The organism is Aquabacterium sp. G14, assembly GCF_037482285.1.
In the GTDB taxonomy this organism is placed as follows: domain Bacteria; phylum Pseudomonadota; class Gammaproteobacteria; order Burkholderiales; family Burkholderiaceae_C; genus Aquabacterium.
In genome coordinates this window covers 82586-104119 of sequence record NZ_JBBEYB010000006.1, presented here as the reverse complement: position 1 = coordinate 104119, position 21534 = coordinate 82586, and the positions used below count along the sequence as shown (strand labels likewise).

At 61.1% G+C, this 21534-nt stretch carries 21 protein-coding genes; 17 read left to right on the top strand and 4 right to left on the bottom strand.

All coding sequences use genetic code 11. The annotated features are described in order from the left end of the window. Positions 1 to 123: 123 nt before the first annotated feature. The 14 genes from recA (at position 124) to WIT60_RS08535 (ending at position 14042) form a co-directional block, all read left to right on the top strand. A complete protein-coding gene (gene recA, locus WIT60_RS08600) occupies positions 124 to 1197 on the top strand; it encodes a recombinase RecA (RefSeq protein WP_339583529.1) in 1074 nt (357 codons plus the stop codon). After that, positions 1184 to 1681 (top strand): recombination regulator RecX, encoded by a 498-nt coding sequence (gene recX / locus WIT60_RS08595; RefSeq protein ID WP_339583528.1) that lies wholly within the window; start codon positions 1184 to 1186, stop codon positions 1679 to 1681. The genes recA and recX overlap by 14 nt, the downstream gene beginning before the upstream one ends. A gap of 184 nt (positions 1682 to 1865) precedes the next feature. Further along, complete coding sequence (sucC, locus tag WIT60_RS08590; protein WP_339583527.1) at positions 1866 to 3026, top strand: ADP-forming succinate--CoA ligase subunit beta; 1161 nt, start codon at positions 1866 to 1868, stop codon at positions 3024 to 3026. Positions 3027 to 3049: 23 nt separating this feature from the next. Continuing rightward, entirely contained in the window at positions 3050 to 3943 is an 894-nt protein-coding gene (sucD, locus tag WIT60_RS08585; protein ID WP_339583526.1) for a succinate--CoA ligase subunit alpha, read from the top strand. A 72-nt stretch (positions 3944 to 4015) separates the two neighbouring features. Then, positions 4016 to 4717, top strand: coding sequence for a TerC family protein (locus WIT60_RS08580; protein ID WP_339583525.1), 702 nt, complete (start codon positions 4016 to 4018; stop codon positions 4715 to 4717). A gap of 44 nt (positions 4718 to 4761) precedes the next feature. After that, positions 4762 to 6258: a serine/threonine-protein kinase gene (locus WIT60_RS08575; RefSeq protein WP_339583524.1), complete on the top strand. Its 1497-nt coding sequence runs from the start codon at positions 4762 to 4764 to the stop codon at positions 6256 to 6258. Between the two features lie 42 nt (positions 6259 to 6300). Next, positions 6301 to 7104: a Stp1/IreP family PP2C-type Ser/Thr phosphatase gene (locus tag WIT60_RS08570; protein WP_339583523.1), complete on the top strand. Its 804-nt coding sequence runs from the start codon at positions 6301 to 6303 to the stop codon at positions 7102 to 7104. Positions 7105 to 7142: 38 nt separating this feature from the next. After that, positions 7143 to 7901 (top strand): FHA domain-containing protein, encoded by a 759-nt coding sequence (locus WIT60_RS08565; RefSeq protein WP_339583522.1) that lies wholly within the window; start codon positions 7143 to 7145, stop codon positions 7899 to 7901. Positions 7902 to 7929: 28 nt separating this feature from the next. Further along, positions 7930 to 8754, top strand: a complete 825-nt coding sequence (locus tag WIT60_RS08560; protein WP_339583521.1) for an MBL fold metallo-hydrolase — start codon at positions 7930 to 7932, stop codon at positions 8752 to 8754. 54 nt (positions 8755 to 8808) lie between these two features. After that, positions 8809 to 9282 (top strand): DUF2919 family protein, encoded by a 474-nt coding sequence (locus WIT60_RS08555; protein ID WP_339583520.1) that lies wholly within the window; start codon positions 8809 to 8811, stop codon positions 9280 to 9282. 255 nt (positions 9283 to 9537) lie between these two features. Continuing rightward, positions 9538 to 9966, top strand: a complete 429-nt coding sequence (locus WIT60_RS08550; RefSeq protein ID WP_339583519.1) for a pilin — start codon at positions 9538 to 9540, stop codon at positions 9964 to 9966. 57 nt (positions 9967 to 10023) lie between these two features. Further along, on the top strand, positions 10024 to 10347 hold the full coding sequence (locus WIT60_RS08545; RefSeq protein ID WP_339583518.1) for a hypothetical protein: 324 nt from the start codon (positions 10024 to 10026) through the stop codon (positions 10345 to 10347). 24 nt (positions 10348 to 10371) lie between these two features. Beyond that, positions 10372 to 13353, top strand: coding sequence for an O-linked N-acetylglucosamine transferase family protein (locus WIT60_RS08540; protein WP_339583517.1), 2982 nt, complete (start codon positions 10372 to 10374; stop codon positions 13351 to 13353). A gap of 14 nt (positions 13354 to 13367) precedes the next feature. Continuing rightward, positions 13368 to 14042 carry a class I SAM-dependent methyltransferase gene (locus tag WIT60_RS08535; RefSeq protein WP_339583516.1) on the top strand — a complete coding sequence of 225 codons (675 nt, stop codon included), beginning with the start codon at positions 13368 to 13370 and terminating at the stop codon, positions 14040 to 14042. Here the strand turns inward: WIT60_RS08535 and WIT60_RS08530 are convergent. Further along, positions 14037 to 14810: a glycosyltransferase gene (locus WIT60_RS08530; RefSeq protein ID WP_339583515.1), complete on the bottom strand. Its 774-nt coding sequence runs from the start codon at positions 14808 to 14810 to the stop codon at positions 14037 to 14039. The genes WIT60_RS08535 and WIT60_RS08530 overlap by 6 nt on opposite strands. A gap of 194 nt (positions 14811 to 15004) precedes the next feature. Here WIT60_RS08530 and WIT60_RS08525 point away from each other — a divergent pair, with 194 nt between their 5' ends. The 3 genes from WIT60_RS08525 (at position 15005) to gap (ending at position 19019) form a co-directional block, all read left to right on the top strand. Next, positions 15005 to 15841 (top strand): hypothetical protein, encoded by an 837-nt coding sequence (locus tag WIT60_RS08525; RefSeq protein WP_339583514.1) that lies wholly within the window; start codon positions 15005 to 15007, stop codon positions 15839 to 15841. Between the two features lie 79 nt (positions 15842 to 15920). After that, positions 15921 to 17966, top strand: coding sequence for a transketolase (gene tkt / locus WIT60_RS08520; protein ID WP_339583513.1), 2046 nt, complete (start codon positions 15921 to 15923; stop codon positions 17964 to 17966). Between the two features lie 51 nt (positions 17967 to 18017). Next, the gene (gene gap, locus WIT60_RS08515) at positions 18018 to 19019 is read left to right on the top strand and encodes a type I glyceraldehyde-3-phosphate dehydrogenase (protein ID WP_339583512.1); all 1002 of its coding nucleotides are present in this window, start codon (positions 18018 to 18020) and stop codon (positions 19017 to 19019) included. Positions 19020 to 19138: 119 nt separating this feature from the next. Here the strand turns inward: gap and WIT60_RS08510 are convergent, their stop codons facing one another. From WIT60_RS08510 to WIT60_RS08500, 3 genes are all read right to left on the bottom strand, one after another. Then, positions 19139 to 19933 carry an SPOR domain-containing protein gene (locus tag WIT60_RS08510; RefSeq protein ID WP_339583511.1) on the bottom strand — a complete coding sequence of 265 codons (795 nt, stop codon included), beginning with the start codon at positions 19931 to 19933 and terminating at the stop codon, positions 19139 to 19141. A gap of 46 nt (positions 19934 to 19979) precedes the next feature. Then, positions 19980 to 20858 carry a biotin--[acetyl-CoA-carboxylase] ligase gene (locus WIT60_RS08505; RefSeq protein WP_445207680.1) on the bottom strand — a complete coding sequence of 293 codons (879 nt, stop codon included), beginning with the start codon at positions 20856 to 20858 and terminating at the stop codon, positions 19980 to 19982. 85 nt (positions 20859 to 20943) lie between these two features. After that, entirely contained in the window at positions 20944 to 21471 is a 528-nt protein-coding gene (locus tag WIT60_RS08500; RefSeq protein WP_339583509.1) for an SET domain-containing protein, read from the bottom strand. Positions 21472 to 21534: the final 63 nt, after the last annotated feature.

The following is a 21534-nucleotide window of genomic DNA, read 5'->3' as shown; positions in this document are numbered from 1 at the left end:
GCAATATGCGCAGGCCGCCACCCCAATCAGAGGGGCGAAAATTATTTGCGAAAGTACTGTATGAATGTCCAGCTTTTGCCATAATGCATCCCAGCCAATCATTGAACCTTCCGGAGACTTCGCATGGACGCCAACGCCAAATCTGCCCTCAGCACCGAAAAAGCCAAAGCCTTGCAGGCCGCCTTGGCCCAGATCGAGAAGCAGTTCGGCAAGGGCTCCATCATGCGCCTGGGCGAGGGTGAAGTCGTCGAAGACATCCAGGTGGTGTCGACCGGTTCGCTGGGGCTGGACATCGCCTTGGGCGTCGGTGGTCTGCCGCGTGGCCGCGTGGTCGAAATTTACGGCCCTGAGTCGTCCGGCAAAACCACACTGACCCTGCAGGTCGTGGCCGAGATGCAGAAGCAAGGCGGCGTCTGCGCTTTCATCGACGCCGAACACGCGCTGGACGCCCAATACGCCCAGAAGCTCGGTGTCAACCTGCAAGACCTGCTGATCTCGCAGCCCGACACCGGTGAGCAGGCGCTCGAAATCGTCGACGCCCTGGTGCGCTCCGGTTCGGTCGATCTGATCGTGGTTGACTCAGTGGCCGCGCTCACGCCCAAGGCCGAACTCGAAGGCGAGATGGGCGATGCCTTGCCCGGTTTGCAGGCGCGCCTGATGAGCCAGGCCTTGCGCAAACTCACGGCCACCATCAAGAAGACCAATTGCATGGTCATCTTCATCAACCAGATCCGCATGAAGATCGGTGTGATGTTCGGCAGCCCTGAAACCACCACCGGCGGTAACGCCTTGAAGTTCTACGCTTCCGTGCGCCTCGACATCCGTCGCATCGGCTCCATCAAGAAGGGCGACGAGATCATCGGCAACGAAACCAAGGTCAAGGTTGTCAAGAACAAGGTTTCGCCGCCGTTCAAGACGGCCGAGTTCGACATCCTGTACGGCGAGGGCATCAGCCGCGAGGGCGAGATCATCGACCTGGGTGTGAATGCCAAGATCGTGGACAAGTCGGGCTCCTGGTATGCCTACAACGGCGAGAAGATCGGCCAGGGCAAGGACAACGCCCGTGAGTTCCTGCGTGAGAACGCCGATCTGGCGCGCGAAATCGAGAACAAGATTCGTGACTCGCTGGGTGTGGCACTCTTGCCGGCGGCCGTGGCCGGCGGCAAGGCCGACACGGTGGAAGATGACGAGGTCTGATCCTCCGGACACCGGCACGAAGCCTGCCCGTCGCCCGACCTTGTCGCTCAAGGGGCGGGCACTGAAATACTTGGCCGCGCGGGAGCATTCTCGCGTCGAGCTGACCCGCAAGCTCGCCCCCCACGCTGAATCGCCGGAACAGGTGGCGCAGGTGCTTGATGAGCTGGAGCAAAAGGGCTGGCTGTCGGCCCAGCGTTTTGCCGACTCCATGTTGCACCGCAAGGCAGCGCGCTATGGTGCGGCGAGGCTGAAGGCTGAGTTGGCTCAGCATCAACTTCCTTCAGAGGTGGCGCAGGCCGCCACCCAAAGTCTGCGCGACACCGAGTTCGCCCGTGCCCATGCCCTGTGGCTGCGTCGCTTTGGCGAGCCGGCGCAATCGCCGCAAGACAAGGCGCGTCAAATGCGCTTCTTGATCAGCCGCGGATTTGCCTCCGATGTCGTGCGTCGCGTCATTCGAGGCGATGGCTTGTTGACAGGCGAGTGAAATCGCAGAAAACCAAGGGGAAACCCTGAATCGCTGCCCCCTCTGTTCGTGGGGGCGCCGATGTATGCTGAGCGCCGAACCGCGCGAGACCTGACAAAAGGTCGCGTGTACCCGCCTCAGCCCGATCGGATGAGGCGGGTTTGCCATGTTCGACAAGAACGCAACACCTGACTGCGAGAACCACATGAAGATTCATGAATACCAAGGCAAAGAGATCCTGAGCCGATTTGGCGTGCCGGTCCCAAGAGGTATCCCGGCTTTTTCCGTTGACGAAGCTGTCGCTGCAGCTGAAAAGCTGGGCGGCCCGGTGTGGGTGGTCAAGGCCCAGATCCACGCAGGTGGTCGCGGCAAGGGTGGTGGCGTGAAGGTGGCGAAGTCCATTGAGGACGTGCGTCGCCTGGCCGGTGAAATCCTGGGCATGCAGCTCAAGACCCACCAAACTGGCCCGGAAGGCCAGAAGGTCAACCGTCTGTACATCGAAGACGGTGCTGACATCCAGAAGGAATACTACGTGTCGGTCGTGACCGACCGTGCCACCCAGAAGGTGGCGTTCATTGCCTCCAGCGAAGGCGGCATGGACATCGAAGAAGTGGCGCACAGCACGCCCGAGAAGATCATCACGGTCTACATTGACCCGCTGGCGGGACTGACCGACGCGCAAGCGCAAGAGATCGCCGACGGCATCGGCATGCCGGCCGACTCGCAAGCCCAAGCCAAGGACATCTTCAAGAAGCTGTACCAGTGCTACATGGAAACCGACGCGTCGCTGGTTGAAATCAACCCGCTGAACCGCGACGGCAAGGGCAACGTCATTGCCCTGGATGCCAAGTTCAACTTCGATTCCAACGCCCTGTTCCGCCACCCCGAAATCGTGGCGCTGCGCGACCTGGACGAAGAAGATCCTGCTGAAATCGAAGCTTCCAAGTTCGACCTGGCCTACATCCAGCTCGACGGCAACATCGGCTGCCTGGTCAACGGCGCCGGTCTGGCCATGTCCACCATGGACACCATCAAGCTGTTCGGTGGCGAGCCTGCCAACTTCCTGGACGTCGGCGGTGGCGCCACGGCCGAGAAGGTCACCGAAGCATTCAAGATCATGCTGAAGAACCCCGATGTCAAGGGCATCCTGGTGAACATCTTCGGCGGCATCATGAAGTGCGACACCATCGCCGATGGCGTCATCACCGCCTGCAAGGCCGTGAACCTGAACGTGCCGCTGGTCGTCCGCATGAAGGGCACCAACGAAGACCTGGGCAAGAAGATGCTGGCCGACTCCGGTCTGCCCATCATCGCTGCCGATTCGATGGCCGAAGCCGCGACCAAGATCGTCGCCGCTGTCGCCTGAGCCCAGAACACAAGGACTTCGTCATGAGCATTTACATCAACAAAGACACCAAGGTCATCACCCAAGGCATCACGGGCAAGACCGGTCAATTCCACACCCTGGGCTGCCAGGCCTACGCCAACGGCAAGAACGCTTTCGTCGCGGGTGTGAACCCCAAGAAGGCTGGCGAGAAGTTCTCCGACATCCCCATTTACGCCTCCGTCAAGGAAGCGGCTCAGCAAACCGGCGCCACCGTGTCGGTGATCTACGTGCCGCCCGCCGGTGCCGCTGACGCCATCTGGGAAGCCGTCGAGGCCGATCTGGACCTGGTCATCGCCATCACCGAAGGCATCCCCGTGCGCGACATGCTGATGGTGCGCAACAAGATGAAGGCCAAGGAAGCCGCTGGCGGCAAGAAGACCTTGCTGCTGGGCCCGAACTGCCCTGGCCTGATCACGCCCGACGAGATCAAGATCGGCATCATGCCCGGTCACATCCATCGCAAGGGCCGCATCGGCGTCGTCTCCCGCTCGGGCACGCTGACCTATGAAGCCGTGGCACAGCTGACCGAACTGGGCCTGGGTCAATCCAGCGCCGTTGGCATCGGTGGCGACCCCATCAACGGTCTGAAGCACATCGACGTGATGAAGGCCTTCAACGATGATCCTGACACCGACGCCGTCATCATGATTGGTGAAATCGGTGGTCCGGATGAGGCTGAAGCCGCCTACTGGTGCAAGGACAACATGAAGAAGCCCATCGTCGGCTTCATCGCCGGTGTCACCGCCCCTCCGGGCAAGCGCATGGGCCACGCCGGCGCGCTGATCTCTGGCGGCGCCGACACGGCCGACGCCAAGCTCGCCATCATGGAAGAGTGCGGCTTCACCATCACCCGCAACCCGTCGGAAATGGGCAAGCTGCTCAAGGGCCTGCTCTGATCTGAGTTCGCTTTTCTTGCCGACAGGCCCCCATCAGCCCCTACACTCAGGGGCTGATTTTTTTTGAGCATGATGGAATCCTTGCTGACACCCGAGTTCTGGCTGGCGGTTGGCCAGATCGTGATGATCGACATCCTCCTCGGAGGAGACAACGCCGTGGTGATCGCCCTGGCGTGTCGCAACCTGCCCCCTGAACTCCGGCGGCGTGGCATCTTGTGGGGCACGGCAGGCGCCATCGTGCTGCGGATTGTCTTGATTTTCTTTGCCATGTCCTTGCTGGCGCTCCCCTACCTGAAACTGGTCGGAGCGGCCTTGTTGCTGTGGATTGGCGTGAAACTTCTTGTCCCAGAGGAAGAGGGGCACGGCAACTTGCAGGCCAGCGACAAGCTCTTGGGTGCCATCAAGACCATCATCATGGCCGACTTCATCATGAGCGTCGACAACGTCATCGGCATTGCCGGTGCGGCACAAACCAGTGGTCATGCGGGTCATCACATGCCGCTCGTCATTTTCGGTTTGCTGGTCAGCATTCCCATCATCGTGTGGGGCAGTGGGTTCGTCCTCAAAATGATGGACCGCTTTCCCATCATCATCACCGCCGGGGGCATGTTGCTCGGGTGGATCGCCGGCACCCTGGCCGTGAGCGATCCGGCCACCGTCCACCTCATCCCTGAAAGCCCTGCATTGCACTATGGTGCAGGCGTGGTCGGTGCCTTTTTGGTGCTGGCGTTGGGTAGCCTGCTGGCGCGTCGCGCTGCGGCCGTGGAAACCTGACGTACGGGGCTAGGGGCTGCACGATGTCGCTGTTGGATGGGTTGATGGTTTTCGTGGCGGTGCTGCTCGGCGTGGGCCTGTGGCTGATGTGGCAGTTGCGTGAGCGCCGAAACCGCCCGATGGCTCGGCACACGCGCCCTATCGTGACGGACTCGCAGGCCTATCAGGACACGGCGCCCCTTGACGAGGCCGCGCTGCCCCGCGTCGACGCGGGCGAAACCGATTACGGGCCTGAGACCATCGTCTCTTACATGGACGTGCCCACCAATACCCGCCCCCAGTCTCAATTCTCGACGTCCAATCTGTCCTCCTTGTTTCCCGAGGACATCGAGCCCGACACAGGGCCTTCGACCTTGCCACCGGCCCCAACCCAGGACGGCAACGACCTGATTCGCATTCGCCAGGCGCTGCGCGACCTCGACACGGGGGCGCTGGACCGAGCTTGGGAGGTCTTGAGAGGTTTCGTCCCCGAGCTCGCACAGCGGGACATCGCCCTGGAAGCCATGGACCGTGTGGCGCAGGCTTTTGAGAAGGCTTCGCGTTACGACCAGGCGCGAGATGTCTACGAGCAGATGGTGGACATCGAGCCCGAGCGACATCACCTCAAGCCACGGCTGATGCGAGCACGAGGGCTGGCCCAGGCCGCTACCGTGCAGCGCTGGGGCACCGTCCCGTCCCCGCTGGCACCACAGGCCGAGCACAAGCAGTTGGGCAAGTATGTGGTCGAGAAGGAGATTGGTCGGGGGGCCATGGGCGCGGTCTATCTCGGCTACGACCCCGTCACCGATCGCAAGGTGGCGCTCAAGACCATGTCGCTCAACCAGGAGTTCAGTGGGCGTGACCTGGCCGACGCGCGGGCGCGCTTTCTGCGCGAAGCCGAGATGTCGGGTCGCCTTCAGCACCCCGATGTGGTGAGCATCATCGACGCGGGCGAGTCCGATGGGCTGGCCTACATCGCCATGGAGTTGGTACAGGGCATCGACCTCAGCCAGTACACCTTGCCTGGCCGCTTGCTCCCTGTGCGTCAGGTGCTGCTGACCATCGCGCGCGTGGCCGAGGCCTTGGCCTACGCCCATGAGCGGGGCGTGACCCATCGCGACATCAAGCCCGCCAACATCATGATCGATCCGGCCACCGACAGCGTGAAAGTGATGGACTTTGGCGTGGCGCGTGTGGCCGATGCCGCACGCACCCGCACCGGCGTGGTGCTGGGCACTCCCACGTTCATGTCACCTGAGCAACTCTCGGGACAGGTCATTGATGGCCGCAGCGACCTGTATTCCTTGGGCGTGACGCTGTTTCAGTTGCTCACCGGCCAACTGCCTTACCGCAACGACTCCATGGCCACCTTGATGCGGGCGATTGCGCGCGACAAGGTGCCCAATGTGTGCGACTTGCGGCCGGAGCTGCCTGCCGCGGTGGGGGACATCGTGGCCTTGGCGTTGGAAAAGCATCCCAACATCCGTTACGCCAACGGGCGTCAGATGGCCGATGACCTGCGGGCAGTGGCCGTTCGGCTCACCCCCCCAGTTCTCGCCTGAGCGAGCTCACTTCGATCACCAAAACCCAGCGACAATCAGCGCATGAACTTCGAGTTCTATAGTCAAACTGACACCGGACGGGTGCGAACCAACAACGAGGATTCGGTCGCCCTGGATGAAAGCTGTGCTGTGGCCGTGCTGGCTGACGGCATGGGTGGTTACGCCGCAGGCGAGGTCGCCAGCGGCATGGCCTGTGATTTCATCAAGTCCGAATTGGGCCGTTGGTTGCAGGAAGCCTCGGCCATCGCCAGCGATGCCGATGTCAAGCGCGCCATGGACATCTGTGTCGACAACGCCAACCAGGCAATCTTTGGCGCAGCCAACTCCAACCCGACCTACGCCGGCATGGGCACCACCTTGGTATTGGGTGTCTTCAGGCCAGGGCGCTTGCTCTTGGGGCACATCGGCGATTCGCGTGGTTATCGGTGGCGCAACGGTGTTTTGCAGCAGATCACGAAAGACCATTCGTTACTGCAAGAACAAATTGATGCTGGCATGCTGACCCCGGAACAGGCTCAGTTTGCTGCCAACAAGAATCTGGTCACGCGTGCCCTGGGTGTCGAAGACATGGTGTTGCTCGAAACCCATCAGCATGATGTGATGCCCGGCGATGTGTACCTGATGTGCTCTGATGGCCTGTCAGACATGTTGCGCGATGCGCAGATTGCCGAGATCATGGCGTCACACCCGAGTTTGTCCGACATGGGGGAAGCCCTTGTCGCCGCCGCCAATGAAGCAGGCGGGCGGGATAATATCGCTGTGGTGCTGGCCCGCGCTGTGGGGTCGAATGAACCGTCGTCCGCCAAGTCGTGGTGGCCATTCAAGCGCCTGAGTGGCCTTGGTTGATTGTCATAGAAAAGTAATCCATACCCGAGAGGTTGCGAATGGGAAAACTGGTTGTCTCGCTGGACGGCGTGGTCATCAAAGAAGTCCAACTCACCAAGGACAAGACCACCTTGGGCCGGCGTCCCTACAACGACATCGTGATCGACAACCTGGCTGTCAGCGGGGAACATGCCGTGCTCCAGATGGTGGGCAGCGACGTGTTCATTGAAGACCTCAACAGCACCAATGGCACCTACATCAATGGCCGCGCCGTCAAGAAGCAGCTGCTGCAGCACAACGACACGGTCGAGATCGGCAAGTACAAGATCAAGTTCCTGGGTGAGGAAAGCAACGAGTTCGAGAAGACGATGATCATGCGTCACGGGGCTCCCGTGTCCGCAGCACCGGCTTCGCCGCTGGCCGGTGGTTCTCCCATGGCTGCCCCGCGTCCAGCGCCCCCCACGCCGGCTGCCACCTATACGCCGCAAGCAGCCTCTGGCTTCGGACACTCGGCACCTGGCGGTTTGGCATCGGGCTTTGGTGGCTTGGCACCGCAGGCGCCGGCCCTCATCAAAGTGCTCAATGGTGCTGCAGCCGGACGTGAGGTGCCACTGACCAAGGTGGTGACCACGGTAGGTAAGCCGGGTGTGCAGGTGGCTTCGCTCACCAAGCGTCCAGGTGGCTATGTGTTCGCCCACGTCGAAGGCGCTGCGCGTCCTCTGATCAATGGCGCCCCTGTGGGGGCTGAGCCGGTACACCTCAAGAGCGGTGACGTGATTGAGCTGGCGGGCACCCAGATGCAGTTCATGCAAGGCTGATGTGCGCAACTAGCGTCGGGGCCTTGAAATGATTCGTGTTCTGGGCTGCTCGGGCTCCATCGCGGCGCGGTGTCACACCACGTCTTTCTTGCTGGACGACGACGTCCTGATCGATGCGGGTACCGGCGTGGGTGAGCTGCGGCTGGACGAGCTCGCCCGCATCAATCACATTCTGATCAGTCACAGCCACCTGGATCACATCCTCAGCATTCCCTTGCTGGCCGACAGTGTGATCAAGCTGCGCATGGGCGGCGCAGGGCCAGCGGCCTTGCGCCCCATTCACGTCCACGCGCTGCCTGAAACCTTGCAGGCCATGCGCGACCACCTGTTCAACGGTGTGATCTGGCCCGACTTCACGCGCTTGCCCAGCGTACAGCACCCGATACTCGTGTTTCATGAGTTGGCGGTGGGCGACGTGCTCTCGTTCCCGGCCCGAGGTGCTTTGCCCGAGCGCGTGGTGCATGTGCTGCCGGCTGCCCACACCGTGCCTGCGGTGGGCTTTGGCGTGGAGACGCCGCTGGGCTGGTGGGTGTTCACCGGGGATACTGGCCCCAACCCTGCGCTGTGGGATGTTTTGGCCGGGCAGAAAATTGCGCAACTGGTGATCGAAACCGCTTTTGGCGATGAAGAGGCTTATCTGGCCGACATCAGTGGGCACCTCTCACCCCAAACCCTGGCGCAAGAGTTGTTGCAGTTGGATGGCGAAGTGAGTGTGTACATCACGCACCCGAAACCCGGCGAGGTTCCGGCCGTGTTGTCGCAGATCCGTGCGCTGGACACCCGGCATGTGATTGAGCCGCTACGTGAAGGACAGCGGTTTCATGCACCGGTCGTGGACCGGCGGCAGATGTGATTCAATGCGCTGGGGGCATTCCCTCTGAAGCCTGGGGCCATCACAAGGTTATCAATGGACGAGAGATTATTAGACGTCGATCAATATGGCGTTTTGCGTGTGCCGGGCACATTTTGGCTTGGCATGGCGGTGTTGGTCAGATATTGGGTGCTGATGTTGATCATGTTGGTGTCAGCTCAGCAGGCTGGTACCATTTTTGAAATGATGGGCAACAAGGTGCCCTGGCTGGCCTTGGCTGGCGAGACCTTCGCCTTGGCTGCGTTGATTGCAGCCGGGAGTCGCCAGCCTGAGGCGGGTGGGGTATGGCGTTCGATATGGAGTCGGACGCACGTTTGGGTTGTGTTGACCGCAGCCTGCAATGTGGCATGGTTCACTTATGCATCGACTCAGGGCAATTGGGAGCTCACGAGGGCTCAGGTGGCGATGGCGGGATTTGCACTCCTGGATGGCTGCATGGCGTGGATTTTTGTGCGCTCGGCTTACTTCAGGCAATTGTTCAGTGAGTTCCCCGTCGCCGCTAAGCAGTGAAGTCCATGCGGGCTGCTGGGAGGGGGCGACACGATTGGTCAGACCACCTTTAGATGTGACCAATTTGGTCGGGTCTGATTCAATGCGTTGCCGCTGCGGGCGCTTTTTGTCATACCGGGCCTCTGAAGTGTGAGTAAATTGGCACAGGTGGCGATGCTCTTGGCTTGGCACGTGCCGTGCATTACGATGTTGCACACCCTCAGTTCCAGGGGGTGACCTCTGATCTCAAACGGGCGAAAGCCTTAGGAGTTAACCATGAAGATGATGAAGCAAGTGCAAAAGGGCTTCACCCTGATCGAACTGATGATCGTGGTGGCCATCATTGGTATTCTGGCTGCCGTGGCGCTGCCTGCTTACCAAAACTACACCATCCGTGCCAAGGTGTCGGAACTGATGCTGGCGGCCAGCGGTGCACGCACCTGTATTACCGAAGCTTTCCAGGCGAATAACGGTGTATTCCCTAGCTCTTTGGCCTCTGACTGCTCTATCGTTGTTGGCGGGAAAGTTACCGGCGCGAGCGTTGCGACGACTGGTCTGATCACAGTGACCGGCAGTTCTGCCACGTCTTCGGTTGGTGCTGCCATCACGCTGACCTTGACCCCGTCCTCGGCAGCCAACGGTTCGCTGACTTGGACTTGCTCGGGTTCGGACACCCGCTATGTGCCGGGTTCGTGCCGCGGCTAAGCTCATTGAGCTTTGTGCAAGCCCCTCTTCGAGGGGCTTTTCTATTTGAGGTATTGCATGAGTATCTGGAACTTCTTCAGCCGAACACAAGAGAAAAGCTTCGTGGCTCAGCAGCTGGCTGTGCTGGTGAAAGATCTGCCGCCGACCTTGATTCAGGATGGCCGCGGTAAGGTCTCGGTTAACAAAATCACACGACATCTGGAGCGTGTTTACAAAGCAGCGTCCGATTTCAAGGAAGCCCAGAATATTGGCTTCATGGGGCGGGCTGTGATGGCCAATGCCTTCAAATGGGGGCTGAAGGAGTGCGGATACCCTGATGAATTTGCCGACATGGCCACCGAGGGTTTGGTCGTGGCCTTGTCCAAGAAAGCCAGCGCCTGATCGGGCATGTAAAGGTGTGAGTTGATGCTGTCCTCGCTGTTTGGTCGTCTGTTGGGCTTTCGGAAGGCGTCGAAGGTGGACGCGTTCGACTTGAATGCCAAGATCCGTGATGCTGATAACCACCGTATGCGCGGTGAGTTGCACGAGGCCATCTTGCTGTACGAAGAATGCTTGGCTGTTGACAAACAGAATGTGGAGTTGATCAACAGCTTGGGGGCGTGCTATGTGGACGTGGGCCGTGAGCAAGAGGGGCGGGCGCAGTTTGAGTTGGCGTATTCGCTGAATGACGCGTATATACCTGGCGTGGCCAACTACGCCAAAAGCTTGGTCGATAACCGAGAAACTACCCGTGCGCTGGAGTTGCTGGAACACATTCATATCTGTGAGCCAGACTTCGGGAATATTTATGCAATTTATGCCGCCCTGTGCTTCAAGATGGGAGACACAGCGCGCGCGCGGCATTTCTACATGAAGGGGTGGTTAGGCGCATTTGACAGCCTGCGCATGGCCAATGCCTATCTGTTTCCATTGAGTTACTGTGGCAGCGAGCAAGAGACCGCAATGGAGCATCGCTTCTGGGCGGCCACCTTGCGTGACACCTTGTTGGCCGATGAGGCCAAGCGCCGAGCCCAAGAGGTCGGTGAAGACTGCACGATCACGCCATTGCCAAGCCGTGTGCCAACGGAAGGGAAGCTCCGGATCGGTTACTGGTCGCCGGACTTGCGCAATCATTCCGTTCGATATTTTTTCCGTCCTCTGCTCGAAAATCACGATCGCTCACGCTTTGAGGTGCATCTGTATCACGATTGCTTCGCATCGGATGCCCAGACTGAGGCCATGAAGGTGTCATGCGACCACTTTCACGACGTGTTTTTGCTCAATGACGTGCAACTGTTCGAGTTGATGCGATCTCATCAACTCGACATCTTGGTGGAAATGGCGGGGCATACCTCGGCCAACCGCTTGTTGTTGTTCAAGAACAATCGTTTTGCCGCTTTGCAGATCACGGGTATTGGCTACCCCCCGACGACAGGGCTCACGTCGATTGATGCGAAGATGATCGACCGCTTCATTGCGAATGATCATGTGGCGCACCATTACGCCGAGAAGCCAATGGTGCTGCCGTCCTCCTTCTGGTGCTATGACCCCATGGATACCGATGAGGGGACGTTGGCTGATGTGCCTCCATCGGAGCGCAACGGCTTTGTGACGTTTGCTTGTGTGGGTAACATTGCCAAGATCAACCCCGAGGTGATGGGGCTGTGGCGTCGCATTTTGGACGGAGTGCCTGGCAGCCGGTTGGCCATTCGCGCCATCAACTTTGAAGATCCGAATGCCAGGGCGGCAATGGCGAAGCGGATGGCCGAGCATGGCTTTGACATGGAGCGCGTTGACCTGCTGGATGCGCAGGGCGGCGCGGCGTACTTCAACTCCTATAACGACATCGACATCATTCTCGATACCTACCCTTTCAATGGTGGGACCACGACTTGTTTTGCGACTTATATGGGGGTTCCGGTGATCACGCGAGCTGGCGACTCGCTGATCAGTCGCATGGGCTTGTCTGCCATGGCGAACCTGGGTTTTGAGGATTGGGTTGCGCACAGCGACGAGGCCTATGTGCAGAAAGCCATTCAGGCAGCCCACGATGCTGATTTCTTGCGCACGTTCAAGCGTACAGCCAGGGGGCGTTTCAAAGAGACTTCGCTGGGTAATGGGCAAATGTTTGCTCATGATTTTGAACAAGCTTGTGAGGCATATCTGCGTGACAAGCACCAAGATGGCCTGAGTTACCAGCACGACATTCCCCCGTTGCCGGCCAAGGAGTTGATGCGGCGTGCCTACGGCGTGTGGCGAGCTGGTAATGGGGACGCCGCTGTCCGGATCCTGAATCATTGTTTGGCGCTGCATCCCGACCACGGCGGTGCGCATTTGTTTGTGGCGCAGCAGTTGGGAGACAAGGGAAGCTACGGTGAGGCAATCGCCTATCTGTCGGAGCGGCTGCCAACGTTCGACCGCGACGATCAGGTCGGTGCCATGATTGTGGTCATCCGATGGTTGCTGATCTCGGGTGATCTGATCGCCGCGCAAGACTGGTTGGCGCGTGCGGAGGCGGTGGGCTCCAGCGATTCATTCGACGTGGCGCAGTTGCGCCTGTATCGCGCCTGTTTGAGCGCACGGGGCGAAGACGTGCCCCCGGCCTCAGAGACGACAGGTTTTGGCCCTGAGCCGAAACGCGTGGTGGTCTTGGTGCCTTGCGATGATCCTGAGTATTTTGATGCGTGGGTGATGCGGATGCAGAGCACCTGGCGCGTGCCTGCTGGTTGCTCTGTGAAGTTTGAGCGGTGCAGTGAGCGTGCTCGAGGTCGAGCGTATCAAGCCTGGATGACCGGTGGTCACGCCGATGTGTTGATCATCATGCAGTGGGTGGCTGAGGCCGTGGCTCCCGATTTCTTGGCAGTCATGTTGGCGTCGTTGGCGCAGCACACTGCGGTCAGTGTGGCCGGGGCGACACGTTGGACACGCTCTCACTGGCGCGGCGATGAGTTTGCCGTCAAGTCGGCTGGCTTTATCGTCGAGGCGCGCGATGCGCCGGGCATGTACGACGTGCAGTGTTTGGGCACGTCTGGTGACATGCTGGTGGGACAGCAGTCCATTTTGGATGGCGTGGTTTTGGGTGTGCGCTTGGGCGGCGGCTTGCCAGTGACGGATTTCGACGACGAGTTGGTTGGCGTGGGTTGGGCGCTGGAGGAAGAGTGGTCCTACCGGCTGGGGCAGGCGGGGGGGCAGTTGGCGGTTCATCGCGGTCTGGGCATACTGGTGCGTGCATTGCCGGAGCAGCCCCGCGAAGAGCGCTATCCCGGGTTGCTGAGGTTGCAGGAGAAATATGATTTCCCGCTTTTCAGCATGGATCGGGATGACGGCATGGTTTTGTCGGCGCCGCAGGCTCATTTGGACGAGGCCGTGATGGCCTTGCGTGCGTGGGCCGGCGCATGTCAGTGTTGAGGGTGAGTGACGCAATGCAGCAGACACCGGTTCATGAGGACTCCAATCCCGATTTGCTGGGGGTGATGCCGCTCCATGCGCGACGCATCGTGGAGATTGGTTGCAGTTCTGGCGCGCTGGCGCGGGACTACAAATTGCGTAATCCGGGGTGTTGGTATCTCGGGTGCGATATCGATGCGTCTTATGTCGACCTCGCGCGTCGCCATTGTGACGAGGTCAAGGTGCTGGACATCGATCAGGCCCCAGAAAATTTTTATAGCATGGGAGCCGATGTCTGGGTGTTTGGCGACACCTTGGAGCACATGAAGGACCCGTGGGCGGTGCTACGGCGCGTGCGGGAGTCGATGCAGCCTGGTGGCGTCGTGGTGGCATGTATCCCGAATGCTCAGCATTGGTCGGTGCAGGTGAGACTCAATGTCGGTGAGTTTCGCTACGAAGCGTCGGGTTTGCTGGACCGAACTCACCTGAGGTGGTTCACACGTAAAACCATCTTGCAAATGTTTGCAGAGGCAGGGTTTGCAGTGGACGCTTTGATTCCTCGCGTATTCGTTGAGCCGGGCTACGATGTTGTTGCGCCGGTCATCGAGGAGTTGGCCGAGGTGAGCGGCGCTGATCCACGGGAGGCTGTTTTGGATGCGCGCCCCTTGCAATATGTCATCAGAGCGACGGTGCCAAGCGGCGCTTCATGACCATTTGGCGAAGTACACTTTTTCCATTGCTTGCCATGACGCGCTGCCAAACAGGCCTGAGCTGAGGTGAATCAGGTCGATGGGCCAGGTGCTCAAGGTCAGCCCAGCTTGACGAGCTGCGCGGCAGAAGTCCATGTCATAAAAATCAAATTTGAACGCGGGGTCGAATCCGACGTTCGAGGCCAGCAGACCTTGTCGTTTGGCAGCAAGGAACACCCCATCCATCAACTCGCATGCAGCGGGGGCGGCGCCAAAGTGCGATGGCGCGGATTTGCCAGGTTCACCGTGTTTGATGCTGCCAGACAGGTTGGGGCGATCGAGCTCCAAATTGCCATCCGCTCCTCGCAGGAAAAGCCAAGCGGGTTGACCGGCTACTCTGCGGATGTTGCCGGCCACCCCGATCACGTCATTCCACTTGAGTGCCGCCCTGATTTTCTGCATCAATTGCGTGTCTTCCAGCCATACATCGTCATGCAGGAACACCAAAATATCGGCCTCAATACCTTGAATGGCTTCGTTGTAGATGTCTGGTAAGCCACGGGTGTTGTCGAACGCGATGCGGCAGGTGATGGTGCTCTGATTCAGGCGCGGGCGCAGGCTTCGGCCCAGTAGGCTCTTGGTCCAAAAGTCTTTTTCGCTGAGTCGGGTAGCCGAGACGAAGCAAATTGATTGCTGATCGGGTGTGGTGAGGTTGACAAGCGCTTTGCCAATGAAGGTGCGATTGAACTTGTTGCGGAGCGTGTTGCGCAGCCAGTGGATATGACGCATGGTGTTTGCGATGAGGTGCTTTGGCCGAGGGTGACGAATGTTAGCTTGTGGCGCTTGACGCTCTGCGGGGCGCGAAGGGTATCGCTGATGTCTGGGAATGTACTGTGCAATTTGTGAAGCGGATCTTGACGTGGGGGCGGAGTGGGGGGCGTTCGCAGGCCATCGCTTTGCCTGGGGTGCGAGGCTTCCAGATCGTGTACGACGAGGCGAGCCGTTTGATGGTCGATCCAGACTTCGAGCCTTTAGCGAACGATCAAGCAACCAAGCCGGATTGGTTTGAGTACTGGCCGATCAGGCGGTTCTTCGCAGAGGCAGACATTGATGAGTCCACGTTGTACGGGTTTTTGTCGCCCAAGTTTGCTCTGAAGACAGGGCTCAGTGGTGCAGATGTACTGGCCTTTATTGAGTCGGTGCCACAGGCAGATGTGGTGTTGTTCTCACCCTACCCCGAGCATGTCGCTTGTTTTCTGAACGTCTTTGAGCAGCAACAACTGTTTGACCCGGGCTTTGTCGAGGTTTGCCAGCGTTTTTTCAGCGGCATGGGGGATGAATGCGAGGTGGCGCGCATGGTGCATCACGCACACAGCGCGGTGTTCTCCAATTTCTTTTTCGCCAAGCCCGCGTTCTGGCGAACATGGTTGGCCGTGTGTGAGCGCCTGGTTCAAGCATCTGAGCAAGGGGAGTTGCGAGAAGGACTCTGCGAAGGCTTTGTGTACACCGTGGCGAGCGGGGCATCCAAGCTGGTGCAGCGCAAAGTTTTTGTAATGGAGCGCATCGCCTCCTACTTGCTGGGGCGAGTTCATCCATTCCGGGTTGCGAACTACCCGGGAGGCAAGATGGTCAGGCTGCCCCACACACTGCATCTTGGTCATGTATTGGCGGAGATGGATCAACTGAAGGTGGCCTTGGCGCAAGACGGCGATGCAGCAATCTTGGCGCGATTCCGTGAATTGCAACGTGAAGTGCTGCCTGTTGTGATCCCGGGGCTGTCTATGCGTGGATCACCCGCGCAATGGCGAGTGGGCGTTTAGCGGGGGGATCAGTCGATTCGATCTGCGGAGGTCTGCCAGCGGATAAAATGCCGGTTTTCCGTCTCTGCGCCATCCCACCATGCCCAACTCCACCAAGAACATCACTGCCATGGCCAACGCCATCCGTGCGCTGGCCATGGACGCCGTCCAGCAAGCCAATTCCGGTCACCCCGGCGCCCCGATGGGCATGGCCGACATGGCGGTGGCTCTGTGGGGGCGCCATCTGCGCCACAACCCGGCGCAGCCGCAGTGGGCCGACCGCGACCGCTTCGTGCTGTCCAACGGTCACGCCTCGATGCTGATCTATTCGCTGCTGCATCTCTCTGGCTACGACCTGTCGATCGACGACCTCAAGGCCTTCCGCCAGATGCACAGCAAGACACCCGGTCACCCCGAAGTGGGCATCACCCCGGGCGTTGAAACGACCACGGGCCCGCTGGGCCAAGGCATCACCAACGCCGTGGGCATGGCCCTGGCCGAGAAGCTGCTGGCCACCGAGTTCAACCGTGAAGGCCACAGCATCGTCAACCATTACACCTACGCCTTCCTGGGCGATGGTTGCCTGATGGAAGGCATCAGCCACGAAGCCTGCGCGCTGGCTGGCGCCTGGAAGCTCAACAAGCTGATCGCCCTGTACGACGACAACGGCATCTCCATCGACGGCCAGGTCACGCCCTGGTTCATCGACAACACGCCTCAGCGTTTCGCCGCTTACGGCTGGAACGTGATCACCGATGTGGACGGCCATGACGTGGACGCCATCGACGGCGCCATCGAAAAGGCCAAGCTGAGCACCGACAAGCCCACGCTGATCGTGTGCAAGACGGCCATCGGCCATGGTTCGCCCAACCGCGCCAACACGGCCAAGGCGCACGGCGAGCCCCTGGGCCCTGATGAAATCAAGCTGACCCGCGAGAACCTGGGTTGGACGCACGGTGCGTTCGAGATTCCCGCCGAGGTCTACGAAGACTGGAATGCCAAGGCCGATGGCGAGCTGCTCGTCAACGATTGGAACCAGCGTTTCGACGCTTACGCCAAGGCCTTCCCCGAGCTGGCTGCCGAGTTCACCCGCCGCATGGCTGGCGAGCTGCCCGCCAACTTCGCCGAGATCGCGGTGCAGGCCGTGGCCGCAGCCCACGACAAGGCCGAGACCGTGGCCAGCCGCAAGGCCAGCCAGATCGCGCTGGAGTTCTTCACCGCTGGTGTGCCGGAAATGCTGGGCGGCTCGGCCGACCTGACCGGCTCGAACCTGACCAACACGAAGAACACTCCCGCTTTCCGCGTGGACGACGAAGGCAAGGTCGTGCTGACCGACGGCAAGCCCGGCCGCCACATCAACTACGGTGTGCGCGAGTTCGGCATGGCCGCCATCATGAACGGCGTGGCCCTGCACGGTGGCTACATCCCCTACGCCGGCACCTTCCTGACTTTCTCGGACTACAGCCGCAACGCCATCCGCATGGCTGCGCTGATGAAGACCCGCGTGGTGCACGTGTTCACCCACGACTCCATCGGTCTGGGCGAAGACGGTCCGACCCACCAGTCCGTCGAGCACGCCGCCAGCCTGCGTCTGATCCCGGGTCTGGATGTCTGGCGTCCGGCTGACACCACCGAAACCGCCGTGGCCTGGTCCATGGCCTTGGCCAACAAGCACCGCCCCAGCGCGCTGCTGCTGTCGCGCCAGAACCTGCCTTATGCGCCCAAGGCCGATGCCGACGTGATCACCCAAGGTGCTTACGTGTTGGCCGAGCCTTCGGAAGTGGGCCTGAAGAAGAAGCCGGTGGCCGTGATCATCGCCACCGGTTCGGAAGTGCAACTGGCGCTGCACGCCCAGCAACAACTGGCCGAGTTGAAGATCCCGGTGCGCGTGGTGTCGATGCCTTCGACCACCGTGTTCGACCGCCAGCCGATGGACTACAAGAAGGCCGTGCTGCCCAACAAGCTGCCGCGCATTGCCATTGAAGCGGGTGTGACCGACTTCTGGTGGAAGTATGGCTGCGACGCCGTGATCGGCATCGACACCTACGGCGAGTCGGCTCCGGCGGGCGTGCTGTTCAAGCACTTCGGCTTCACCACCGAGAACGTGGTGGCGACGGTGCGCAAGGTGCTGTCCAAGAAGAAGTAAGCAGGTTTCCTGAGCGGTTTTTCGTTTTCTTAGAGCAAGGTAGACAAGATCATGACCATCAAGATTGGTATCAACGGTTTTGGCCGCATCGGCCGCATGGTGTTCCGCGCTGCTGTGCAGAACTTCGCCAACGACGTCGAAATCGTCGGCATCAACGACCTGCTGGAGCCGGACTACCTGGCTTACATGCTGAAGTACGACAGCGTGCACGGCCGCTTCAAGGGTGACGTGTCCGTGGACGGCAACACCCTGGTCGTCAACGGCAAGAAGATCCGTCTGACCGCTGTGAAGAACCCCGCTGAGTTGAAGTGGGACGAAGTCGGCGCCGACGTCGTGATCGAATCGACCGGCCTGTTCCTGACCAAGGAAACCGCTGAAGCCCACATCAAGGCGGGCGCCAAGAAGGTCATCATGTCGGCCCCGTCCAAGGACGACACACCGATGTTCGTCTACGGCGTGAACGACAAGACTTACGCCGGTCAGACCATCATCTCGAACGCTTCGTGCACCACCAACTGCCTGGCCCCCGTGGCCAAGGTGCTGAACGACACCTTCGGCATCAAGCGCGGCCTGATGACCACCGTGCACGCTGCCACCGCCACGCAAAAGACCGTGGACGGCCCGTCGAACAAAGACTGGCGCGGTGGCCGTGGCATCCTGGAAAACATCATTCCTTCCAGCACCGGCGCTGCCAAGGCTGTGGGCGTGGTGATTCCTGAGCTGAACAAGAAGCTGACCGGCATGTCCTTCCGCGTGCCCACCTCCGACGTGTCGGTGGTGGACCTGACCGTGGAGCTGAACAAGGAAGCTTCGTACGAAGACATCTGCAACGCCATGAAGGCCGCTTCGGAAGGCGCCATGAAGGGCGTGCTGGGTTACACCGAAGACAAGGTCGTGGCCACCGACTTCCGTGGCGAAAGCTGCACCTCGGTGTTCGATGCCGAAGCCGGTATCGCCCTGGACAAGACCTTCGTGAAGGTCGTGGCCTGGTACGACAACGAGTGGGGCTACTCGAACAAGTGCCTGGAAATGGCCCGCGTCATCGCCAAGTGATCTGACGGTTGCGGGTGGCTGAGGCCACCTGCGTCGTGATCGTCAAACCTCCCAGGGCTCGCGCCTTGGGAGGTTTTTTCATGCCTGTTGCGGGAGGCTTCGCTGATCGCTGCGGCGTGTCAAGGGCAGGCAGCAAAGCGCTTGCCCTGCGGCAGGCGCACGCCATTGAGGCTGGTCTGCATGCTGGCGGTGGCCTGCGGCACGATGACGTTCTGGGCCTGCATGCGCGGGCGAATGATGACGACCCGGGCCGAGCGCACACCACGCTCTTTCAGCTTGTTGAGGGCGGCTTGGGCCTCTTCCGGGCGCTCATAGCGGCCCAGCACGAAGCCATTGGCCAAGCTGGTGGGGGTGCGCACCTCGCGGAAACTGAGGCCACCAATGGCCTTGAGTTCAGCCTGCTTTCGGTTGAAGAGCTCGCGGTCCGGGTAGGGGCCCATGTAGACAAACCACAGGCCTTCGAGGGTGACGTCTTCGGCGCGCCAGGCGTTATCGGCCAGTACGGGCTTGATGTTGGTGCGCACGATGCCCATTTCCATGGAGCCGAACGGCCCCGCCTTGAGGCAGGACGTCGGGCCTGCTGCCACGGATGTGGTGCTGGCCGCGCTGGCCGCCGTAGGCGCAGACGAGGCGCTTGATGCCAGCGAGGGGATGGGCGAAGAGGCGGCCTCACTGCTGCCGTCGGACGCGGCGGAGGCGATGGCCTGGGCCAAGGCCGCCGACGCGGCACTGGCTGAGGGCAGCACACCCGGCGGGATCACCTCCAACTGGTCGGCATGCACCTGCAGGCTCAGGCGCTGAGGCTCGTGCTGCTGCGACGGGTCAACGCCCACCAGGGCAGTCAGCCAGCCTTGGGTCCAGCTGAAAAAGGCCAGGTTGAGGAGCAACAGGATCAGCACCAGGGAGCGCAGCATGGGCGAGGGGCCGGGTCGGGTCGAGAAGGGTTGAAAGAGATGAGGGTCAGGCGGCGTGAGGGCGCACACTGACGTCGCCGCTGTGCCATGCCTGCACACCCTGTTCAGTATGCACGAGCAAGGCGCCTTGGGCGTTCACGCCTTGTGCCACACCCGTCTGAGTAGGTGGGTGCCCATCGGCAGGGTACTGGCCGGGGGTGCTCCACAGGCCCACGCTTTGGCCGCGCAGCACGTCGCGCTGGGCGTAGGCAGCTTGCAGGGGCGCAAAGCCCTGGGTCGCGAAGGTCTGCACGCCGTGGATCAGCGCCGGGGCCATCCAGGCCCACACGTCACCGATGCGAGGGGGGGAGGCCGGATCGACCTCGGCGAGGCTGGCCGAACCCGCAGGGGCCGAGCCCGGACGCACATTGAGCCCCACGCCGATGACCACCCAGCGTTGCCCGTCCGGCAGGCCAGGGGCGGGGCTGGCTTCGATCAGGATGCCGCCGAGCTTGCGGCCGGACAGCCAGAGGTCATTGGGCCATTTCAGGCCCACATGGTGTGTCTGGCCCAGTGGCAAGGGCTTCATCAGGCCGGCATCGAGCGCCTCGGCCAGCGCGAGGCCCACGGCCAACGACAACGCGCTGGCACCACCAGGGATGCGGCCCAGGTCGAGCGGCAGGCCCAAGGAGAAGGTCAGGGTGTCACCCGGTTCGGCCTGCCAGGTGCGCCCCAGACGGCCACGGCCAGCGGTCTGGCGTGCGGCCGCGAGCAGGGTGGGCGCGGTCTCGCCCCGGCGGCCTCTCGCCATCAGCTCGGTGTTGGTTGAGCCGAGCTCGGGCAGCACCTCGATGCTCAGGTCGGGGCAGGTGGCGTTGCTGACCAGCCAGATGCGTTCGGCGGCGCCGTTCAGCTCGGCCAGCACCGGGGTCAGCGCGTCCTGCATGGGCGTGCGACCGGTGATCTCAGGGCTGGACGCAGGAGGCAGGGCAGACATGGTCGGGTGCCGTGGGCAAAAGGGGCGCGTTGCTTCAGCGGCGCTTGCGGGTCTTGACCGCCAGCATGGTGCCGCGACAGGTGGGGGCGCCACACCAGCAGGCGTATTCCTTCTTGAGCTTGGCGGTCAGGCGTGCGTCGATGACGAGGCCATAGTCGAAGAAGAGCTCCTCGCCGGGCTCGATGTCGCGCAGGGCGTTGAGGAACACGCGGTTGCCGATCTGGTCGGCTTCCAAATTGGGCTCGCAGCTGTGGTTGATCCACTTGGCCGAGTTGCCCTGGTACTTGCCGTCGATGACGTGGCCGTCGTCGAGGTGGAAGTAGAAAGTGTGGTTGGGCTGCTCGGGGTCGTGGGGGTGGCGGTCGAGCGCCTCTTCCCAGGTGATGATTTCGCCCTTGTATTCGAGCACGCGTTCACCCGCCTTGATGGGCCGCACGGCATAAACGCCCTTGCCGTGGATGCCCGAGTCGCGCACCTGGGTGCGGCGGCCGGTGGCAGAGGCCGTGTCGCTGTGGGCGGCGGTACGGGCGGCAGGCGTGGGTTTGTGCGCGGCTTGCGTCATCGACCAGTGTGTTTATATTGAAATGTGCGGGTGCGCGCGTGCGTGCGCGCGAGAAACCCGATT

What these genes read in the sequence shown, in the direction of transcription:
- recA (WP_339583529.1), top strand. Translation starts at nt 124, where the DNA reads ATGGACGCCAACGCCAAATCTGCCCTCAGCACCGAAAAAGCCAAAGCC.
- recX (WP_339583528.1), top strand. Translation starts at nt 1,184, where the DNA reads ATGACGAGGTCTGATCCTCCGGACACCGGCACGAAGCCTGCCCGTCGC.
- sucC (WP_339583527.1), top strand. Translation starts at nt 1,866, where the DNA reads ATGAAGATTCATGAATACCAAGGCAAAGAGATCCTGAGCCGATTTGGC.
- sucD (WP_339583526.1), top strand. Translation starts at nt 3,050, where the DNA reads ATGAGCATTTACATCAACAAAGACACCAAGGTCATCACCCAAGGCATC.
- WIT60_RS08580 (WP_339583525.1), top strand. Translation starts at nt 4,016, where the DNA reads ATGGAATCCTTGCTGACACCCGAGTTCTGGCTGGCGGTTGGCCAGATC.
- WIT60_RS08575 (WP_339583524.1), top strand. Translation starts at nt 4,762, where the DNA reads ATGGTTTTCGTGGCGGTGCTGCTCGGCGTGGGCCTGTGGCTGATGTGG.
- WIT60_RS08570 (WP_339583523.1), top strand. Translation starts at nt 6,301, where the DNA reads ATGAACTTCGAGTTCTATAGTCAAACTGACACCGGACGGGTGCGAACC.
- WIT60_RS08565 (WP_339583522.1), top strand. Translation starts at nt 7,143, where the DNA reads ATGGGAAAACTGGTTGTCTCGCTGGACGGCGTGGTCATCAAAGAAGTC.
- WIT60_RS08560 (WP_339583521.1), top strand. Translation starts at nt 7,930, where the DNA reads ATGATTCGTGTTCTGGGCTGCTCGGGCTCCATCGCGGCGCGGTGTCAC.
- WIT60_RS08555 (WP_339583520.1), top strand. Translation starts at nt 8,809, where the DNA reads ATGGACGAGAGATTATTAGACGTCGATCAATATGGCGTTTTGCGTGTG.
- WIT60_RS08550 (WP_339583519.1), top strand. Translation starts at nt 9,538, where the DNA reads ATGAAGATGATGAAGCAAGTGCAAAAGGGCTTCACCCTGATCGAACTG.
- WIT60_RS08545 (WP_339583518.1), top strand. Translation starts at nt 10,024, where the DNA reads ATGAGTATCTGGAACTTCTTCAGCCGAACACAAGAGAAAAGCTTCGTG.
- WIT60_RS08540 (WP_339583517.1), top strand. Translation starts at nt 10,372, where the DNA reads ATGCTGTCCTCGCTGTTTGGTCGTCTGTTGGGCTTTCGGAAGGCGTCG.
- WIT60_RS08535 (WP_339583516.1), top strand. Translation starts at nt 13,368, where the DNA reads ATGCAGCAGACACCGGTTCATGAGGACTCCAATCCCGATTTGCTGGGG.
- WIT60_RS08530 (WP_339583515.1), bottom strand. Translation starts at nt 14,810, where the DNA reads ATGCGTCATATCCACTGGCTGCGCAACACGCTCCGCAACAAGTTCAAT.
- tkt (WP_339583513.1), top strand. Translation starts at nt 15,921, where the DNA reads ATGCCCAACTCCACCAAGAACATCACTGCCATGGCCAACGCCATCCGT.
- gap (WP_339583512.1), top strand. Translation starts at nt 18,018, where the DNA reads ATGACCATCAAGATTGGTATCAACGGTTTTGGCCGCATCGGCCGCATG.
- WIT60_RS08510 (WP_339583511.1), bottom strand. Translation starts at nt 19,933, where the DNA reads ATGCTGCGCTCCCTGGTGCTGATCCTGTTGCTCCTCAACCTGGCCTTT.
- WIT60_RS08505 (WP_445207680.1), bottom strand. Translation starts at nt 20,858, where the DNA reads ATGCAGGACGCGCTGACCCCGGTGCTGGCCGAGCTGAACGGCGCCGCC.
- WIT60_RS08500 (WP_339583509.1), bottom strand. Translation starts at nt 21,471, where the DNA reads ATGACGCAAGCCGCGCACAAACCCACGCCTGCCGCCCGTACCGCCGCC.